Source organism: Paenibacillus sp. Marseille-P2973 (assembly GCF_018101095.1).
GTDB lineage: Bacteria > Bacillota > Bacilli > Paenibacillales > Paenibacillaceae > Fontibacillus > Fontibacillus vini.
This window is the reverse complement of the sequence record NZ_JAGQEH010000010.1, coordinates 48,757-68,130: the sequence shown is the minus strand read 5'-3', so window position 1 is coordinate 68,130 and position 19,374 is coordinate 48,757. Positions and strand designations below refer to the sequence as shown.

The window sequence follows — 19,374 nt, the reverse complement described above, 5'->3', positions numbered from 1 at the left end:
TGGGTTAGTCAGTGTCTTTTTCTGCCGGCTGGTCTTGAGTCCGACCCTCATGCTGGGACTGTCCTACCCGGCTTAGAAAGGTGGAAACGATACGCAAGTATTCCTTGGGATGCTCGCGGAAAATAAGCTCATGATGGGATCCCTCCACGATCCAGACGCCGGAAGCGGGATTCGTCTGGTTTTCCGCCAGTTTTTCGGCAATCGGGTAAGGCGCCTTCTCATCCTCCGTCCCGTGAATAAAGTAAATCGGGAAGGGGTAATCCTTGGATTTGACCTCGGGATACGGAATCTGCCGCAAGCTCGTACCGTTCAGCACGGGCAACAGCATTCCGATAATCTCCAGAGAAGGATGGCGCGGGAGATCGATATGCTGGCGAATGTTATGATACATCGTATCCGGCTCAAGCAGGAAAGTGCTGTCAAGGATCATTCCGTCGATATCCTTGCTCGTCAAGGCGGCTTGCAGTGCGGTACCCGCCCCCATGGAAAAGCCCCAGACGATGATCTCCTGACTTCCCCGCTGTTTGGCGAACTGGATGGCACCGAGCAGCTGCTGGGCTTCTTTCTTGCCTCCTGTGGCGACCTCTTTGCTGTTTTGCGCGGCGAATCCGTAATCGAACATCACTACATTAAAGTTCAGCCGGTGAGCGTAGTGAGCGAGGTCGTACATCGGAATCCAGGTTTCCTCGCGATTGGCTCCGTAGCCGTGGCTGAAAACGATCGTTTGGTTCGAGTCGGCGGCCGGAATATACCAGCCATGCATGACTCTGCTGCCGTCGGCGGCAGGGAAGACGATATCCTCGTACTCCAGGTTCTTGGATAGCTTCGGATTGGAATAGATCGGGGCTACCGTAGGATTGGACAATACCCAGGCGATATATCCATGCAGAGAAACGAAGCAGAAGAGCAGGAAAAACAGAACCGATAACATCAAGGCCACAATAATATGCTTGAAGCTGATGCGCCTGATTTCAAGAGCGGGTATTTCTTTCTCCTTAAGACCTCCGGACAGGGGAAGATCGTTCCGGTTGCTTTGGCTCATGATTCCCCCTCCTTATAAATATCTGATAATAATATATGTTCCTTAAAGCCGGGCTTCCCTTACGAACAGAAAAGTTCAAATTTAATATTTCATATATAACCGGATGACAAGAATATAATCGGAATATGTCGAAACGAGACGAATCCTATAAAATTATCGTATGATGAGGCGTCCTTTATGTCAATGCAAGGGTATAATTGGCTGTGATTCATTGACGGAACCCTGTCCCTGTCTTTATAATTTATGTAACCGCGTTTCATGCAGTGAAACTTAAGGAGGGGTGGTTTCCTGATGGAAGATCGGAAACTTACTGTACGCGCCGTAGAGAGGGCGCTTGATATATTAATGTGTTTTACGAAGGACAGCGATCTGGGCCTGACCGAGATTGCGGGTGAAATTGGGCTTCATAAGAGTACGGTGCACCGTTTGCTGACTACGTTGGAGGAGAAGGGGTTCGTCATCCGCAACTCGGCGACGGAGAAATACCGTCTCGGTTTGAAAATATGGGAGCTTTCAGCCCATTTGTCCCAAAATGATGATCCGGCCATCCTGCTGCTGCCGCAAATGGAACAGCTTCGCGACCGGCTCGGAGAAACGGTAAGCCTGTATTTGCGCGATGGAACGGACCGGCTGCGCATTCAGGCGGTACAGAGCAACCAGGCGATCCGTCGGGTCGCGCAGGTCGGTGCAAGGCTGCCCCTGTACGTCGGTGCATCCAGCAAAGTGCTGGTTGCCTATGCGGAGGAGGCAATCGTCCGCGCCGTGCTGGAGAGCGCCGACTGGCCGGCGGCGGTGGACCGGCCCGCATATGTCGCCCAGCTGCAGGAGATCCGCAAGCTCGGCTACGCTACGAGCTATGAGGAACGGGAGCCCGGCGCGGCGGCGGTAGCGGCCCCGATCTTTGACCGGACCGGGAAAGTCGCCGCGGCCCTTTCCGTCTCCGGACCGGTCAGCCGGCTGTCGCCCCAGACGCTGGAGGACTTCGCTCCGGTCTTGATCGAAACGGCCCGGGAAATGGGCATGATGATTCATACTTAAAGAGGTTGTTCAAAAAGTCATCTTTCCATGACGAAGCAGATCATGAAGTGGATCCGACGTCGAATCTTGAATTCAGCCGGGCCTTCCGTTGCTCACGTACCCTATGAGCAAATGCTTACGAAGTCGTTTTCTACGAAAACGTTTAGCTCCGCTACTCAGTCCCTAGCTTCATCCGACCTAAAGCGTTTTGTAAAAACGCACTTCGAAAGCATACGCTTGGTCCTGAAAACCTGACTTTTTGAACACGAACTTAAACTAATAAGCAGGCTGTTGATCCGAGGTTGGGATCAGCGGTCTTCTTTTTTTGCATTATATACGTTGACATGTATATATGTTTAAGTGTATATTGTGGACATGAATACTTTAGCCTTGCAAACAACCTTGTTCACCATTGCAGAGCCTAACCGGTTTAACATAGTGGAGCTATTGAAGCTCGGACCACGTTCGGTTAGCGACATCGTAGAAGAACTAAAACTTGGCCAACCTCAGGTATCCCGGCATTTGCGCATTTTAAGCGAAGCGGGACTGGTAGGTGTCCGTCGTAACGCGCAGCAACGCATTTACAGTCTTGAGGCACAACCGTTTCAAGAATTGGACGCCTGGCTCAATTCATTCAGCCGTTTATGGGAAGATCGACTTGACAGCTTTGAAGATTACTTGATTCAAATCCAAGGAGAGGAGTAAGCGAGTAATTACATTTTCATTTCGATTTCGTTTAACGACCAGATCGGGTAAGGAGGGCTCCTCATCAGGAAAAAAACAAAGGTCATCAAAGATTTGGATAGGCGGGAGCTTATCATTGAACGCACTGTTGCCGTGAAACGGGAGCTTGCCTGGCTAGGATGGACCAAGCCGGAGCATATTGTGCACTGGTGGGGGCCCGGAAATTTTACGGCAACCGTCTATGAAATGGATGTGAGACCCGGCGGCGTTTGGCGGTACAGTCTGGCACCGGCCGACGGCAAAGGCGATGAAGCGTATTGCAAAGCTACATATTGTGAGGTAAGCGAGCCATACCGGCTCTATTATATCGATTCGTTTACGGATCGGGATTGGAATGTCGTCGAAGGGAGCGAAATGCCGACAATCATTGCTTTCGAAGAGATTGCCGGAGGAACGAAGCTTACCATAACTACCCGGTTCCAAGAGGTAAAACAACTGGAGTCCGCCGAGGCCATGGGCATGATTGAGGGATATAAGGAGACGCTCACCCGGCTCGAGAATCACTTTATATAGAGGTTGTTCAAAAAGTCATCTTTTGATCACGAAGTGATTCAGGTTGCATACCCGGCATCGAATCTTGAACCTTCTCGGTGCTAAAAAGTCGACTTTTTGAACACACATTAATATTTAACCTTTTAGGGAGGAAGATCATCCATGGAATTGATTCAATCGAAGAATAGCGTAATTTCGGAAGACGGCACGAAGATCGCCTTTGTTAAGCTGGGTGAGGGCCCCGCACTTATCCTGGTAGCCGCCGCAGCCGCAGATCATACAGATGCCGAGCATTTGGCAGCCCGGCTTGCCGGACAATTTACCGTGTACAATTTTGACCGCCGGGGACGCGGCGGCAGCAATGAAGCTTCACCCTATGCGATAGACCGGGAAGTGGAAGATATCCATGCGTTGATCAAAGAAGCCGGCGGGAGCGCGTTTCTCTTCGGAAGCTCTTCCGGAGCGGTCTTGGCCCTGGAAGCGGCAAGCAAATTAGGGAGCGGCGTGAATAAACTCTTTTTATACGAGCCTCCGTTCATTGTAGATGAGAGCCGTCCTCCGGTCTCGCCGGAATATGTGAATACTTTAAACCGCGTGGTGGCCGAGGATGATCGAAGCGGTGCCGTGGAATATTTTATGACCGAAGCGGTAGGCGTGCCTGGCGAATATATCGAGTTTATGAAGGCGGACCCGTCTTGGGACAAAATGAGCTCCATGGCTCATACACTGGCTTATGACGGGCAAATTATGGGCAGTACTCAATCCGGACAGCCTTTGCCGGCCGACCGTTGGAAGGTCAGCATTCCGGTAAGCGTTACCTCCGGCGAAAATTCGCCCCCTTTCCTCCACGAAGCGGCAAAAGCGCTGGCGGATCTGCTGGAACAGGGAGATCACCGGACGCTTGACGGTCAGGACCATTCTGCGGTGATGATGGCGCCGGAAGCTTTGGCGGCTGAAATAGGAAGATACTTCCTCGGCTAAGACTTCGATCGACTTCAATCACAAATGTACTCTCATATAGACAACAAACAAGCCCTCATTCTGAGGGCTTGTTTGTTTAAGTCAGCACCAGCACCATCATCAGTGCCAGCGCGTCATATCCTTTAAGATTATTTAGTCTTTTTCACCCAGGCAGCGATATCGTCAACGATCGATTTAGATACGTTGGAAGGCTGGTAGTATTCCGAACCGATTGAGATTCCGTCATACTCGGCCAACAGATGGTTGACCTTTGGATAGGACTTGTATTCTACGTCGGTGCGGTCCTTCAGCGCTTGCATCCAACCGTCAAGCTGGCTTAATGGAACCTGCCAGTCATTCTCTCCCTGGAGAATAAGGAGCGGGCCGGTCTGCTTCTTGGCCACTTCGGAAGGGACATAATTCTTTTGCTCATACCACCAGTAGGCCGGAGGCATCGGGAAATTCGCAGGCATGTTGTCGACCGTGTATTTCGGGTCGTTTACCATATCGGCGACCGCCGTATATTGAGCGGCTTGCTGCTCGAAAAGCGTAGCGTCGAGGCCGCTTTGTTTTACGCGGGACACCAGTTCCTTCTGCTGCAGCGCCAGGATGTCGGCAAATTTGCCGCTCGGGCCGGAGAGCAGAATTGCACCGGCAATATCGTCGTTCTTGTCGGCATCGATCATCATCGGTACCGCGAACGCGCCTTGGCTATGACCGGCCACAAAAATCTTGGAAGCATCGATTTTGGCGTTGTTCTTCAACAGCTTCACGGCCGCCAACGCGTCATCCACCGTTTCCCGCTTCAGGGTAAACTTCTGATCGGCCGATACCTTCATGGAATGCTCATACGTTACTTTGTCGTAGCGCAGCACGGCGATACCCTGCGAAGCAAGTCCCGCGGCGAGATCGCGAAACACCTTGGCACTGCCGATGGAAGAGTCGCGGTCATGCGGCCCGGAGCCGTGAACGAGGACGACGGCAGGGAAGGAGCCGTCCCCTTTTGGCAAAGTGAGCGTGCCCGGAAGAGCCATGGCCCCTTCGCCTACGGTGATTTCCTGCTCGGTGTATGCGTCGGAATTGTCGTAAGCCGGTTTTTGATACAGGGATGGTGTGACGGTATTGGCAAAGAAATCATCGATTTGTCCCTGAGCGTTCATTCTTAAGGTCACAAGGAACGGGGTGTTTGCCGCTTGGAATGTATATGTCACATTGCGGTGAACCGAATTGGTTGCTTCGGTTTTTACGGCTTGACCGGACACTTTTCCAAAAATACTTTCATAGTTGGACCAGAGCTTGCCGAGCACATCCGCGGACAGAAGAACAGCTGCTTCCGGGCCTACATAAGCCGCGGCTTCGGTTCCGTTCCCGGCCTTCAACAAGTCCATGAAGTCATCGGCCGGGTCGGCCGGAGTTTCGGCAGTCGGAAATATTTTATTCATAAAAGCGGGTTCGATCAGTGTCTGCCCGGATACGATTCTAACGGAGTTGTTTAAAGTAACGGTTTGGCCGTCCAGCAAAGCTTCTTTCTTATTGGGTTGAAGAACCAGGACATGAGCGCCCTTTTTGACCGTGATTGTTTGTTTATTCTGATCCCAATGTACCGTTGCTCCAAGTCCGGTTGCCGTCTCCCGTAAGGGGGCAAGAGCGGTTCCGCTTTGGGAAACGGGTGCCGGGGAAGCGGCGAGAGCCGACGCTGCAGGAAGCGTAAGGCTTAGAGCCAGGGTAACGGTGGCGGCTGCTTTTAACGTGTTTTTCCTGTTTTTAGACATGAGAAATCCCTCCAGAATCTAGAATATATGAATTTGGTTTAGCCCGAGAAAACAAGGGATGCCACAATGGCAATCGCAACGCCCGCGAGGACGATCCAACCGGCCGGATGGGCGAAATTCATCGTCCAGCCGATGCCTGCTCTTTTTTCCACGAATATCGAAGGGTCCTGAGGATTGAAATAAATGCTGCCGAGCTTCCAATGGCTGTCGTCATCCACAGGCTGTACCTTGGAGCCTGCCGGTCTGCGGCTGATCCGGCTGCCGCCCTGACCCGTATTGAAGGAGAGCGTGACGGCGAACAGCACGACGAATGCGGGAATGGCGATGCTGACGGACAGAATCACACCCGTATCCATCGGATGCATCATATTCAGTTGGATAAAAGAGAGCAACAATACCATCGCAAAACCGGACACAATGGTGAACAACGACCATCTGCGGCGGAACAAGGTGTTCTGACGAATGGACCGCTCCGGATCCCCGGCATAGATTTGCTGTTTGCTTCTCAAAATGCTCCAGTTAATGAACAGGAAGATCAGGGTCATCACGATCTGCATCAAGTTAGGAGAAAGCACGGTCCAATAAGACTTGGCTGCGCTGTTGATGACCTCGCCTTGGAAGTCGAACTTCATCGCGATGGTGGACGGAATTTTATCGTAATTCACCAGCACGATCAGGGTGCTGGCCGCAATGACCGCGGCATGGATAAGGAACCAGTAGTTGGACAGGATCAATTTGTTTCGGCGGAAGCCCGTATCCACAGCGAGAACGGATTTAGCCGCAGGCGCCGATGGAAGGGATGACCGAAGTTTTTTCATTTTAAAGTGAAATATCAGATTTAATGCGATGGAGGCAGCGACCATGATCGAGATGTAAATTCCGAGGGCCGTATTTTGCTCCAAGCCGTCCTTCGATTGAACCGAACTGTAAATGCAGAGAATGAATAGAATGGCATTTATGGTCAGGCTTATCGATGCGTAGGTCTTGCGCAGCCGGCGCAGAGGTTCGCTGCGGTAGTTATCCTCGCTAACGGAGACCCCGAAGCTGACGGTTTCTCTGGTGAGATAAGGCATGAATGCCATGGATATCATGACCGGCAGAAACATCAGGATAAGCAGCAGGGCGGATAGCATTTGCATGGTTATTTCTCCTCTCTATATTCCGTAATCTCTTTGTAGAGGCTTTCGACAACGTCAAGCATCTGTTCTTTGCCCATACCCCTGCAGATCGCTTCAGCAATGATGGGCCGCAGTTCGCTGCGCTGTTTATCGGCAAATGACTCGGTAACCGGAGGCATCCCATCCGGGTGAACGACAACCCCTCGCTGGCGGTGAACCTGAATATAGCCCTCCTGCTTGAGCAGCGTATATGCCTTGTTGACCGTGTGCAGGTTTACTCCGATATCGGAGGCCAGGCTGCGCACCGAGGGCAATGGTTCGCCGAGCTGAAGCCGCCCGCTTGCGATGCCTTCGATGATCTGGTTGACCAGTTGCGTATAGATGGGGACCTCTGATTGCAAATCAAGCTCAATAATCAAGAGAACCCTCCTTTTTTGTTCTAACTGTTATACATTGAATATAACAGATGGCACTGTATATGTAAAGTCCTTGATCTTCATTCGGTGAATTATTAATATGGGGGTATGATAGAACATAATGCCGCTTCCATGATTAGTAAAATAAGAGATGCTGTAAATAAGAAGATCATAGCCGAACTGGAACAGAATGGCGTTGTGGACATTGTCCCCTCGCACGGCGATATTCTTTCTTTGCTTTTTCATTCCTACGGAATGCCGATCAGCGTATTGGCCGAGAAAATTAACCGCACTCAGCCAACGGTAACGGTTTTGGTCAGAAAACTGGAACAGTTGGGGTACGTGGAAAGGAGAAGAGACGAGCAAGACAAGCGGGTGATTTTAATCAGTCTGACCGAGAAGGGAGAGCAACTGGGGCCAACGTTCCGGGCGGTTTCAAATCAACTGAATGAGGCCATCTACGGCGGCTTAACCCTGGATGAACAAGCACAATTGGAAGATATGTTAAAACGAATTCTCAATAGGCTATGATCTTTTTTGGCTTTATATATAGACATCTATATATTTTTCAGAATAAAATAAAGCATAGACGTCTATGTATAATTTACGAGGAGAGTGCTTATTATGAAATGCGTTCTGGATTCGCTTACGATCGACTATGAAGTTCATGGTTCCGGATATCCGGTACTGCTCATCCACGGATTCGGATGCGATCGGCGGTTGATGATCGGCTGTATGGAGCCTGTGTTTAAAAACCGGCCAGGCTGGCAACGGATTTACCTTGATTTGCCCGGTATGGGGAGGACGAAGGGGGCAGAATGGATTCAAAGTACGGACGAAATACTAACCCTTGTAGAACAGTTCGTGGATAAAGTCTTTGCCGGTCAACGGTTTGTGCTGGCAGGAGAGTCTTATGGAGGGTATTTGTCCAGAGCGTTGCTGTCCAAAAGGCCGGATCAAATCGACGGAATGCTCTTAATATGTCCTACGGCAGGGATTGCGCTGCATGATGCGCCACCGTCTAACACGGTTTATAAGGACAAAACTGTACTTGCCCGGCTGGAGAACGAACCTGGGATCTCTGAATTCCTCGAAATTCAGGTAGTACAGGATGAGTATAACTGGGAGCGGTTCAAAGCTGAAATTTTTAGCGGGCTTCGGGCGGGTGATCAAGAATTTCTGAATCGAATTTCTCTAAAGTATGATTTGACCGGGAATGAGGATATGCCTCGGGAACCGTATATGAAACCGGTACTTATTCTGACAGGAAGACAGGATCATGTCGTCGGGTACAAAAACCAGTGGGAATATGCCCAGCAATATCCGCATGCCAGCTTTGTAATGCTGGACCGGGCCGGACATAACCTGCAAATCGAGCAGCATGATCTATTCCAGGCCTTAGCTAGCGAATGGCTCGACCGAGTAATGGAATGTCGAGGCCGGGACGAGCATGTGATGAGGGCTGAATGAGGTTCAGATACAATCCAATAGATAAGGCTGCCCTGTTTCATGGAAACAGGGCAGCCTTGGTTTATATATGCAGTTGCAGTTATCAGTTGTTTTCCGCGATCATTTGCCGCAGAACGGTTTGAAGAATGCCGCCGTTGTGGTAGTAGTCCACGTCGACCATGCTGTCGAGACGGGCGGTTACCGGGAATTCGAATTGCGTTCCGTCCGTACGGGTAGCGATAACGGTCAATTGTTGGCCCGGCTTCACATCGTTGCTCAAGCCAACGATATCAAACGTTTCGGTGCCATCAATGCCGAGCGTCTGCCAGCCGTGGCCTTCCTGGAATTGCAGAGGCAGTACGCCCATGCCGACCAGGTTGCTGCGGTGAATCCGTTCGAAACTTTCCGCGATGACGGCTTTGACTCCGAGCAAGTAGGTGCCTTTGGCCGCCCAGTCACGGGAACTGCCTGTGCCGTATTCTTTACCGGCAATGACAACCAGATTTTGGCCGTCCGCCTGGTAGTTCATCGATGCATCATAGATCGACATCAGCGTATCCGTAGGCAGGTGTTTCGTTACGCCGCCTTCCGTGCCAGGGGCAACCTGGTTGCGGATACGGATATTTGCGAACGTGCCGCGCATCATGACTTCATGGTTACCCCGGCGCGAGCCATAGGAGTTAAAGTCTTTGCGGGCGACACCGCGGTCGCTCAGGTAAATGCCTGCAGGGCTGGTCGGCGAAATGTTGCCGGCCGGCGAAATGTGGTCGGTCGTGACGGAATCGCCAAGCAGGGCAAGCACGCGGGCGCTACGGATATCGGCGATGTCCGAGAGACCGTCGCTGATCTTTTCAAAGAACGGAGGATTCTGGATGTAAGTGGATTTCTCGTCCCACTCGTACAGCTCGCCTTCCGGAACCGGAATGGAGTTCCAACGCTCGTTCTGGGTAAATACGTTCTCGTATTTGGCACGGAACATTTCCGGGCTGACGGACAGGCCGATCGCTTCTTTGATTTCCGCGGAAGTAGGCCAGATGTCTTTCAGGTATACCGGCTGATCGTTCTGGTCATAGCCCAGCGGATCATTTTGCAGATCGATGTTGACGGTACCTGCCAGCGCATACGCTACAACAAGCGGCGGGGAAGCCAGGTAGTTCGCCTTAACCTGAGCGTGCACGCGGCCTTCGAAGTTCCGGTTACCGGACAATACGGCGGCAACGGTCATATCGTTCTCGGCGATCGCCGCGCTGACTTCGTCAGGAAGAGGTCCCGAGTTCCCGATGCAGGTGGCGCAGCCATAGCCCGCAACGTGGAATCCGAGCGCTTCAAGCGGCTCGATGAGTCCGGCTTTAACCAGGTATTCCGTAACGACCAGGGAGCCCGGGGTCAAGCTGCTCTTCACATAGCCCGGTTTCTTGAGGCCGCGTTCAACGGCTTTCTTGGCCAGCAGGCCCGCTCCCAGCATAACGCTCGGGTTCGAGGTGTTCGTACAGCTCGTAATTGCGGCGATCACGACCGCGCCTGTGGTCAGTACGCTAGTATCGCCGTTCGTATGCTTCACCGGCACCTTTTGCTCGATTTTCTCGTCGCTCAGTCCGTAACCGCCTTTATCGACCGGAGTACGGATGATGCCGTTGAAGCTATCCTTCATATCGGTCAGTTCGATCCGGTCCTGAGGACGTTTCGGCCCTGCAAGGCTCGGTACGACGGAAGCGAGATCCAGCTCGATGAGATCGGTAAATTCAGGATCTTCCGTTTGGCTTGTGCGGAACATGCCCTGTGCTTTGTAATAAGCCTCGACGAGCGCGATTTGCTCCTCGGAACGACCCGTGCTGCGCATATAGGCCAGCGTCTCTTGGTCGACAGGGAAGTAGCCGACGGTTGCACCGTATTCAGGAGCCATATTGGCTACTGTAGCACGATCCGCAAGGCTGATGTTGGCAAGGCCCGGTCCGTAGAATTCGACGAACTTGCCGACCACGCCTTTTTTACGCAGCATTTGTGTTACTGTAAGCGCCAGGTCGGTCGCCGTAGCGCCTTCACTCAGGCTGCCTGTCAGCTTGAAGCCGATGACTTCAGGCGCAACGAAATACAGCGGCTGTCCCAGCATGCCGGCTTCGGCTTCAATCCCGCCCACGCCCCAGCCTACGACACCCAGACCGTTGATCATCGTCGTATGGGAATCCGTACCGACGAGGGAATCCGGGAATACGACCGTTTCGCCGTCAACCTGCTTAGTGGCAGCTACGGAAGCGAGGTATTCCAGGTTGACCTGGTGCACGATCCCGGTAGCCGGAGGTACGGCGCGGAAGTTGTTGAACGCGGTTTGCGCCCACCGCAGGAAGCGGTAGCGTTCTTCGTTGCGTTCGAATTCCACGTTCATGTTATATTCGAGAGCGTCCGGAGTTCCGAAAGCATCTACCATAACGGAGTGGTCGATAACGAGATCGACGGGAACCAGCGGATTGATCTGTTTCGGATCTCCGCCCGCTTTCTTAACGGTGTCGCGCATCGCGGCCAGATCGACTACGACCGGAACACCCGTAAAGTCCTGAAGCACGATCCGTGCAGGAATAAACGGAATTTCCTTGTTCTCGTCCCGGCCCTCGCTCCAGCCGGCGATTTGTTTCACATGTTCTTCGGTAATGGCTCTTCCGTCAAACTGGCGGACGGCGGCTTCGAGCAAAACTTTGATGGAAAACGGCAGTTTGCTTACTTTCCCCAGCCCTTGCTGTTCCAAAGCCAGCAGGTCATAGTAGCGATAGCTCTTGCCACCGACTTCGAGCGTACGGCTGCTGGAGAATAAATCGTTCTTTGACATGAATGAACCTCCTTGTTTCACTAGATGAAACACAATTTCAAAAACTCACTATATTAAGTATACCGTTCTCCCTTCGGCGAGTAAAGAACTTTTTGTACCCATTTGACCGGGAATTGATGCGTATTGCCGCGGGTGAATAGGCTTACAAGGCTTGTCCGGGAAGAACGTATAGTACATACTCGGTCAGGCGGGTTCATATAAATCTCATAATGGGTACGGATGTGGAATAAGGAGGTCTAACGATGGCGGAAGAATGGAAAAAGGCGTTATCTCTTTATGTGAACGAATACAACCAGGATGAGGTGGATTATCGGGCTCGGACGGAAAACACCATGATCACCGACCTTGAATATTTGATGCATCGCAGCTTGCATAAGCGGAAGCTGGAAGAATGGTACAAGGAACGCGGGGCTGTCCCGCTTCGCAGTGAAACCCGGGCTCGTCTGTTGCGGGAAATTGAGAACCGTGAGGGCGAGATGGAAGTGGAAATGCTCCTCGCGCAAAAAATGGACTACGAAAAGGGGGGCGCCCGCCACCGGGAGGAGCGTATTAACAAGCAGCGTCTGACGCTTCAGCGGGACGGCGAAGGATGGAGCATCACCCGCGTCATTCAGCCAGTCCCTGAACGAAGTCCCCGGGCGGCGTTGCCGGCAGGCTTTGGAACGGATGGCTCCGGCGGAAGGGCGCGTGCGGCCAGACCGTTTTTGAACCGGGAAGTACTTGGCGGGGGCGGACTCCGAAGCGTGCCTTACCGGAGGGAAGACGCCGTTTTATATGCGGACCGTTGGTGGGACGGATTCAATCCGGAATTCGCCGCCTTTGAGGTGGATTGCACCAACTATATCTCCCAGAGCCTCTTTGCAGGCGGAGCCCCAATAAACTATACTGGAAAAAGAGAATCGGGCTGGTGGTACAAGGGATATGTCGGCGACAAAGAGGCCTGGAGTTACAGCTGGTCGGTTGCCAATGCCCTGGAGCGCTTTTTGGGGGGCAGTGAATCCGGATTGCGCGCCGAGCTCGTCGACCGGCCGGAGCAACTGCAGCTTGGGGATGTCATCATCTATGATTGGGACGGAAACGGAGCCTATCAGCACAGCACGATCGTAACCGCGTTCGACGCGGGCGGTATGCCTCTGGTAAACGCCCACACCGTGCCAAGCAAGCACAGGTATTGGGATTACCGGGATTCGTATGCATGGACCGAGAATACCGTGTACCGGTTTTTCCATATTTCGGACCGGTTCTGACCATACTAAGGGGAACTTTGGTTTTTTGGCCCCGTTACAATTATTGAAAAGAGGTTGCGCATGGGACAGGAAAAATTGACTGTGGGGCTGATTTACGGCGGAAAATCGGGTGAGCATGAAGTTTCGCTGCAGACGGCCTTTGCGGTTTCTAAAGCGTTTGACTACGCGAAATATGAATTACTTCCTTTTTATATTACGAAGCAGGGGGAATGGAGAGTCGGCGATAAGTTGACTTCCCCGTTTACGTCGCAGGAGCAATTGCAGCTGGATGCGGGAACCGGCGGTACGACGGATGCCATTAACTTGCTATTCAAAGGCCTTGCGACCGGGGAAGCGGCGATCGATGTTGCTTTTCCGCTGCTGCATGGCACGAACGGGGAAGACGGAACGATCCAGGGCCTGTTCGAGATGGCGAACCTGCCTTACGTAGGAGCCGGCGTATTGGCTTCAGCCGCGGGCATGGACAAAGTCATCATGAAGAAGCTGTTCGCGGAGGCGGGGCTGGAGCAGTGCAAATACTGTTACTTCACAGCTTCGGAATGGGAGCGGAACAGCCATATTCTAATTCAGGGAATGGAAGAGAAGCTGGGCTATCCTTGCTTCATTAAACCGGCAAACTTGGGGTCCAGCGTCGGTATCTCCAAAGCGAGAACGAGAGAAGAGCTGATTCAGTCGATCGCGCACGCGTTACGCTATGACGTGAAGGTGATCGTCGAGGAATTCGTCGATGCACGGGAGGTAGAGGTCGGCGTATTGGGCAATGATGAGCCGCTTGCGTCCGTTCCGGGAGAGATCGTATCCTCCGGCGAATATTACGATTACCAGGCGAAATATCTGGACGGAAAATCGCAAATGCTGATTCCGGCTCCGCTGGATACGGAGCTGGCGGATCGCGTCCGCGATCTGGCCGTGAAGGCGTTCAAGGCGATAGCGGGCAGCGGGCTGTGCCGTGCCGACTTCTTCGTTAAGAAATCCGACGAAAGTATCTGGATCAACGAAGTGAACACGATGCCCGGATTTACCCCGTTCAGCATGTATCCGCTGCTTTGGCGTGAAACGGGCGTATCATATGAAGCATTGCTCGACCGGCTGATCGGGCTCGCCTTGGAACGCTACGAAACACGGCAGAAGCTGGATTTCGAGAACGGGGTCCAATAACGCAAGCCCGATCCGATTCGTCCGATACGTCAAACTCCAGATCTCCAAAACTCCAAGAAGGAAAGGAAGTAGAGACGATGGGTTTTCAAACGGAATTCAATTCGGTATGCAAATTTAAAAATGAGCAAGAACTGTTCGACCTGATGGAATACGGACGCGGGAAAATGCGGAAGCAAGGCCTTCGCATTTTCCCGACCGGCCAGAAGGTAATTGCTTATACGCCCGACAACAAGGCTGTGGCGATCGTTAAGATCACGGCCTGCGTGGCCGAGATCAACTTTAACGGCGAAGAAGTCACAGCGGTTGAGCTGGATCTGATCCGCCCGCTGACGGACGAAGAATCCGCCGTTCAGACGGCGCTCGCCCATGAGATGTTCTTCGGGGAAGCCGGATCCAAGTGATCGTCCGGTTCGGCTATGTCGCGATGTCCACGGTGGTGGCAAATGCTTCGCCATCCCGGACCATGACGTTCAAGACGTTTAGCGGCCTGTCGGACCGCGAGGCGGCTGTGCGCCGGCTCGAATCGATCGCCGCAGAGAACCTGCACAATTCGCTGCGGTTGCTGCGGCATAATGCAGCGAGCGGCATTCATGTATACCGCTTTTCCTCAAAGCTCATTCCATTGGCCACTCATGAAGCCCTTGCGGACTGGGATCCTTTCGAAGCGCTTCGGGAGCCGTTTGCCGAAGTAGGCGATTTCGTGAAGACACACGGACTTCGCGTTTCGTTTCATCCGGATCATTTCACCGTACTCAGTACGCCTAGACCGGAAGTGCTGCGGAGCTCGGTCCGGGATCTGCAGTATCACGTGAACATGCTGGAAGCGATGGGACTGGACGGCCGGGCCAAGAACAATATCCATGTGGGCGGAGCCTATGGGGACAAGCCTTCCGCCGGAGCGCGCTTTAAAGAAAATGTCTCGGCTTTGCCGGACGACTTCAAACAGAGGCTGACCGTGGAGAACGATGACAAAACGTTCAATGCCCTGGAGACGCTGGAGATTTGTGAAGCGCTCGGCCTTCCGATGGTTCTGGATATTCATCATCACTGGGTGAACAACACGGGCGAGGACGCCGCTGATTTATGGCCGCGCATTCTGCAAACTTGGACAAGCCCGTATGCTCAGGCGGGTTCCCCGGCGGGGGATTCCCTGCCGCCGAAGATTCACGCTTCCAGTCCCAAGAGCGTAAGCGATCCCCGCGGCCATGCCGATCATGTGATCGCGGCCCCATTGCTTGACTTCCTTCGGAAGATCGCCGCCAAAGGGACGGAGCGGGTTGACGTGATGCTTGAAGCCAAGCTGAAGGATGGAGCTCTGTTCGCTTTAATGGAAGACCTTGCCCGATATGCAGGCGAGGGCGTAGAAATTCTGGATGGGGCCAGCGTTCGCATTCAACCATGATCTACTGGGCCTTTGGTTCTTGAAATTAATGGGGAAATAAGGTAAGTTGAACAAAACGATACCGGATATTTTAAGGAGGCCTTTAATCATGGGAGAATTGTTGGCTGGAAAGAATATTATTGTCATGGGCGTGGCCAATGACCGCAGCATTGCCTGGGCGATTGCCCAAAGTTTGGCGGCACAAGGTGCCCGCCTGGCGTTTACATACGAAAGCGAGCGTGTGGAGGGACGAGTGCGCAAGCTGGCGGAGACCCTTCCGAATTCGCTCATTCTCCCGTGCAATGTGACGGTCGACGAAGAAATCGACAAGCTGGCGGAGACGCTGCGCGTCGAATTCGGCGTACTGCATGGCCTGGTGCACAGCATCGCTTTTGCCAAGGCCGAGGATTTGGCCGGCGAGTTCCTGGACACTTCCCGCGAAGGCTTTGCACTGGCCAACGATATCAGCGTATATTCGCTCGTGGCCGTATCGCAACGCCTGTCTCAGCTGATGACTGAAGGCGGAAGCATTATGACCATGACTTATATGGGCGCGGAGCGCGTGATGCGCAATTACAACGTCATGGGCGTAGCAAAGGCGGCACTGGAGTCTTCCGTCCGCTATCTGGCTAACGACCTTGGTCCGAGAAATATCCGGGTCAATGCGATTTCCGCGGGTCCGATCCGGACGCTGGCGGCTAAAGGCATCAGCGATTTCAATTCCATCCTGAAGCAGGTTGAGGAAAAAGCGCCTCTGCGTAAAACGACGGAGACGGCGGAAGTGGGCGACACCGCGATGTTCCTGCTTAGCCACTTGTCACGCGGCATTACCGGCGAAGTCATTTATGTCGACGGCGGTTATAATATCGTCGGCGCATAACCAGTCTGCAAGAATCTGAAAAGTTCGTTTCCGGTGCCGCCGAATCAAGGCAAGCCGGGTACGGACTTTTTATATATGAAATAACGTAGTCCGGACAGGCTGCCCGTTTCCTTGGAGAACGGCGGAAAAGGCGCAACTTTGCGCACCGGGTGGCGTATAGTTTGAAAAAGGGAAATTTTGCAAGATTGATAGAGCGATGAACAATGAATACGTAAAAATCAGAAAATATTAAGAAAGTAGTGTGAAACCATTGGAATCCAAACCTAGTATTCCTTATGTTGTAGGCAGTAAAAGTCCGATGGCCGTAGCGATCAATTGCGCGGCCAAGGCGGGGGAATGGATTAAGAGCCGATTAGGCATGGTTAAAGACTTGAACACGAAGTTTTCCCCTCAGGACCTGGTCACCGATGTGGACAAGGGCGCGGAGGCGATGATCCGCAAACTGATTCATACCCATTTTCCCGACCATGAAATATTGGGAGAAGAAGGAGTGGCTCCGGGAGCCGAGGCATCGGCGGCTGCTGTTACTGAAGCCAAGAGCGCCGAATACTTATGGATTATCGATCCGATTGACGGGACGACCAACTTTGTACAAGGTTTCCCTTTCTTCTGCGTATCCATTGCCCTTGCCTATAAAGGGGATGTGATCATCGGGGTTATCTACGATCCGACCCGGGATGAAATGTTCGTGGCGGAAAAGGGTAAAGGAGCATATATGCACGGCAATCCGACCCGGGTATCACAAGAGTCGGCATTGGCGGATAGCGTCATCGCCGTCGGTTTTAATCCCGACCGCAAGGTCGCGGCGCCGATCAATCTGAAGGGGATTACGGCATTGTCGGAACAAACCCGCAGCCTCCGTGCCGGGGGATCGGCCGCACTGCATCTCGCGTATGTGGCCGCCGGCCGGCTCAGCGGTTACTATGAGGTGAATCTCAGCGCCTGGGATTCGGCGGCGGGGGCTCTGATGGTTGCGGAATCCGGCGGAATAGTGACGGATACCACAGGCCATCCTTATGACATCGGAGTCCGGAATCTGATCGCAAGCAACGGCAAAATCCAGGATCAGCTGCTGGCTGCCATTAAGGCGGCTGGAGCTACAGGTTGCTAGAATCGATAAGATTCAGGTAAGGGCTTCTCATCATCCATTTTAACCGGAGGGAGTGTCCATTAGATGAGCGATAATAAGGAACTCGAAAGAGAACTCAGTGAATTGTTGACGGAGCAAGAGTACGGCAGCGAGGAAGAACGCCGGGAAGAGGAGCGGAGACGGTTATCTCCCCGATATGAAATCCGGGTGCAGACCACGCTTGACCCGATAGTGGAAGAGACGCGCAAATATCGCAGTATGGCCAAGGAAATCGACGGCCGCTATGATGATTATTTGAAGAAAACGGAGCATAGCGATAAGGGACGGGGACAGAAAACGGACCCGGATCAGGAATAAGATTGCGCACGGGGGTGCCCCGAGTAAATCGGGGCGCTTTATTATTTTTATAGAAGGAGTGTGTGTATGAATAATTATAAGTTGAGAAACAGGAGCCGGGTTCTGGTATCGGGGATGCTGGCAGCCGCCCTGGTGCTGGGGAGTGGAGCGTCGGCGCTGGCGGCACCTGCTCCGAGTGATGCAAGTACGCCGGGGAATCCGGCGGCACAAAGCGTTCAGGCTATTCCGGCGAGCCAATTGATCGTGGCGCTGGGCGACTCCATTACGGCCGGATATGAGCCGGGCATGGCCGAGAATGCCGTACCTTACGGATATGTCGACCGGCTGAAGGAGCAGGCTTTGTTCCATGGCCGGGCCGAGGTCGTCAATTACGGGATTTTAGGATTGAAATCAAGCGGATTATTCAACTACGTCACGGCCATCAAAGAAGGTAAGGCAATCGCTGCAGGGGATATCCAAGAAGGGCTTCGCGATCCGCGCCTTCCGGAATTCGCTTCCGGCGTGCCTAACGCCAAGACCAAGCTTGAACAGGCGGACGTAATCACAATTACGATCGGCGGGAACGATGTCTCCGCGCTTTTGACGGAAGCGAAAGGCCTGACGAATGATGAGCTTAAGGCCAAGGCTTCAGAATTGCTGAATACATACAAGTCGAATGTACAGCAAGTCGTCTCGATTCTGACGGAGATCAACCCGGACGCGCAAATTATACTGGCCGACCAGTATCAGCCGGTTCCTAAAGTAGCCGGAGCGGCGCTTTACGAAGAGCTGACCAAGGTATCGGGAAGCTTCACTTCTACCGTGGATGAGATGGTAAGCCAGTTTAACGCAGATGGCAAAAAGGTTAAGGCGGCGCATGTGGCCGAGACTTTTGTCGGTAAAGAATTATCGCTGACGCATATCTTTAACGAAGATGTGCATCCGAATCAGTCGGGCTATGAAGCCATCGCCAAGGTTATGGCTCAGAATATTTGGGGAAGTTATCGGGAAACAGCGGCAAAATCCGGCGGCCAAACTCCTATTTCGATCGTGGTAAAAGGAAAGGAATTGTCCACTCCTTATGCCCCCGTGGTTAAGAACGGACAGACCTTTGTCGCCCTGAAGGATATTACGGATGCCATCGGCGGCCAGTCGCGTTGGGACTCTAAAGCCGGTACGGCAACGATTACGTATGCGGGGCGGACCGTAGTCATCCCGGTCGGTGCGAAGCAAATCACTGCGGACGGAATCAAGGTAGATACGGCGGCACCTGCATTCCTGCACAAAGTCGGAAAGGAACAAAAGACGTATGTTCCATTAGCCCTGCTTGCAACCGGTTTGGGACTCGATGTTCAATTCAGTCCGAAGTTAAAAACGGCATTCATTAATTTATAATTTACTAAATAGGCAACAAGGCCGTTCTGCGGGATGCAGAACGGCCTTGTTTTTTT

General features: G+C 52.8%; 19 protein-coding genes. 14 read left to right on the top strand and 5 right to left on the bottom strand.

The genetic code is table 11. The features are described 5' to 3' along the window. Nucleotides 1-4: 4 nt before the first annotated feature. The gene (locus KB559_RS18345; protein ID WP_211023694.1) at nt 5-1,042 is read right to left on the bottom strand and encodes an alpha/beta hydrolase; all 1,038 of its coding nucleotides are present in this window, start codon (nt 1,040-1,042) and stop codon (nt 5-7) included. Between the two features lie 291 nt (nt 1,043-1,333). On the opposite strand from KB559_RS18345, the gene KB559_RS18340 reads away from it, so the two are divergent. The 4 genes from KB559_RS18340 to KB559_RS18325 all read left to right on the top strand — a co-directional run bounded on the left by KB559_RS18340 (nt 1,334) and on the right by KB559_RS18325 (nt 4,276). Next, nucleotides 1,334-2,080 (top strand): IclR family transcriptional regulator, encoded by a 747-nt coding sequence (locus KB559_RS18340; protein ID WP_211023692.1) that lies wholly within the window; start codon nt 1,334-1,336, stop codon nt 2,078-2,080. Nucleotides 2,081-2,434: 354 nt separating this feature from the next. Continuing rightward, complete coding sequence (locus KB559_RS18335) at nt 2,435-2,764, top strand: ArsR/SmtB family transcription factor (protein WP_211023690.1); 330 nt, start codon at nt 2,435-2,437, stop codon at nt 2,762-2,764. A gap of 132 nt (nt 2,765-2,896) precedes the next feature. Next, nucleotides 2,897-3,316, top strand: a complete 420-nt coding sequence (locus KB559_RS18330) for an SRPBCC domain-containing protein (protein ID WP_348772935.1) — start codon at nt 2,897-2,899, stop codon at nt 3,314-3,316. 141 nt (nt 3,317-3,457) lie between these two features. After that, nucleotides 3,458-4,276, top strand: coding sequence for an alpha/beta fold hydrolase (locus KB559_RS18325; protein WP_211023688.1), 819 nt, complete (start codon nt 3,458-3,460; stop codon nt 4,274-4,276). 128 nt (nt 4,277-4,404) lie between these two features. Here KB559_RS18325 and KB559_RS18320 read toward each other — a convergent pair whose 3' ends face one another. From KB559_RS18320 to KB559_RS18310, 3 genes are read right to left on the bottom strand one after another with little or no spacing between them, the layout of a single operon-like run. After that, on the bottom strand, nt 4,405-6,027 hold the full coding sequence (locus tag KB559_RS18320; protein ID WP_211023686.1) for an alpha/beta hydrolase family protein: 1,623 nt from the start codon (nt 6,025-6,027) through the stop codon (nt 4,405-4,407). Between the two features lie 38 nt (nt 6,028-6,065). Beyond that, on the bottom strand, nt 6,066-7,166 hold the full coding sequence (locus KB559_RS18315; RefSeq protein ID WP_211023684.1) for a DUF1648 domain-containing protein: 1,101 nt from the start codon (nt 7,164-7,166) through the stop codon (nt 6,066-6,068). Nucleotides 7,167-7,168: 2 nt separating this feature from the next. Further along, nucleotides 7,169-7,564 (bottom strand): GntR family transcriptional regulator, encoded by a 396-nt coding sequence (locus KB559_RS18310; RefSeq protein WP_211023682.1) that lies wholly within the window; start codon nt 7,562-7,564, stop codon nt 7,169-7,171. Between the two features lie 129 nt (nt 7,565-7,693). Between KB559_RS18310 and KB559_RS18305 the strand changes: the two genes are divergently transcribed. Both KB559_RS18305 and KB559_RS18300 read left to right on the top strand, forming a co-directional pair. Further along, nucleotides 7,694-8,092, top strand: coding sequence for a MarR family winged helix-turn-helix transcriptional regulator (locus KB559_RS18305; protein WP_247681937.1), 399 nt, complete (start codon nt 7,694-7,696; stop codon nt 8,090-8,092). 93 nt (nt 8,093-8,185) lie between these two features. Next, on the top strand, nt 8,186-9,031 hold the full coding sequence (locus KB559_RS18300) for an alpha/beta fold hydrolase (protein ID WP_211023678.1): 846 nt from the start codon (nt 8,186-8,188) through the stop codon (nt 9,029-9,031). Between the two features lie 82 nt (nt 9,032-9,113). On the opposite strand, the gene acnA is transcribed toward KB559_RS18300, so the two are convergent. Then, nucleotides 9,114-11,831, bottom strand: a complete 2,718-nt coding sequence (acnA, locus tag KB559_RS18295) for an aconitate hydratase AcnA (protein WP_211023676.1) — start codon at nt 11,829-11,831, stop codon at nt 9,114-9,116. Between the two features lie 242 nt (nt 11,832-12,073). Here acnA and KB559_RS18290 point away from each other — a divergent pair, with 242 nt between their 5' ends. The 8 genes from KB559_RS18290 (at nt 12,074) to KB559_RS18255 (ending at nt 19,318) form a co-directional block, all read left to right on the top strand. Beyond that, nucleotides 12,074-13,078 (top strand): amidase domain-containing protein, encoded by a 1,005-nt coding sequence (locus tag KB559_RS18290; protein WP_211023674.1) that lies wholly within the window; start codon nt 12,074-12,076, stop codon nt 13,076-13,078. A gap of 60 nt (nt 13,079-13,138) precedes the next feature. Beyond that, entirely contained in the window at nt 13,139-14,236 is a 1,098-nt protein-coding gene (locus KB559_RS18285; RefSeq protein WP_211023672.1) for a D-alanine--D-alanine ligase, read from the top strand. 77 nt (nt 14,237-14,313) lie between these two features. Further along, nucleotides 14,314-14,637, top strand: a complete 324-nt coding sequence (locus tag KB559_RS18280; RefSeq protein WP_211023670.1) for a hypothetical protein — start codon at nt 14,314-14,316, stop codon at nt 14,635-14,637. After that, on the top strand, nt 14,634-15,638 hold the full coding sequence (gene uvsE / locus KB559_RS18275; RefSeq protein WP_211023668.1) for a UV DNA damage repair endonuclease UvsE: 1,005 nt from the start codon (nt 14,634-14,636) through the stop codon (nt 15,636-15,638). Before KB559_RS18280 ends, uvsE begins: the two co-directional genes overlap by 4 nt. 88 nt (nt 15,639-15,726) lie before the next feature. Further along, nucleotides 15,727-16,497, top strand: coding sequence for an enoyl-ACP reductase FabI (fabI, locus tag KB559_RS18270; RefSeq protein WP_211023666.1), 771 nt, complete (start codon nt 15,727-15,729; stop codon nt 16,495-16,497). 250 nt (nt 16,498-16,747) lie between these two features. Further along, entirely contained in the window at nt 16,748-17,608 is an 861-nt protein-coding gene (locus tag KB559_RS18265) for an inositol monophosphatase family protein (protein ID WP_373316827.1), read from the top strand. A gap of 63 nt (nt 17,609-17,671) precedes the next feature. Next, entirely contained in the window at nt 17,672-17,944 is a 273-nt protein-coding gene (locus tag KB559_RS18260) for a hypothetical protein (protein WP_211023663.1), read from the top strand. A gap of 66 nt (nt 17,945-18,010) precedes the next feature. Beyond that, entirely contained in the window at nt 18,011-19,318 is a 1,308-nt protein-coding gene (locus tag KB559_RS18255) for a stalk domain-containing protein (protein WP_211023661.1), read from the top strand. Nucleotides 19,319-19,374 lie beyond the last annotated feature (56 nt).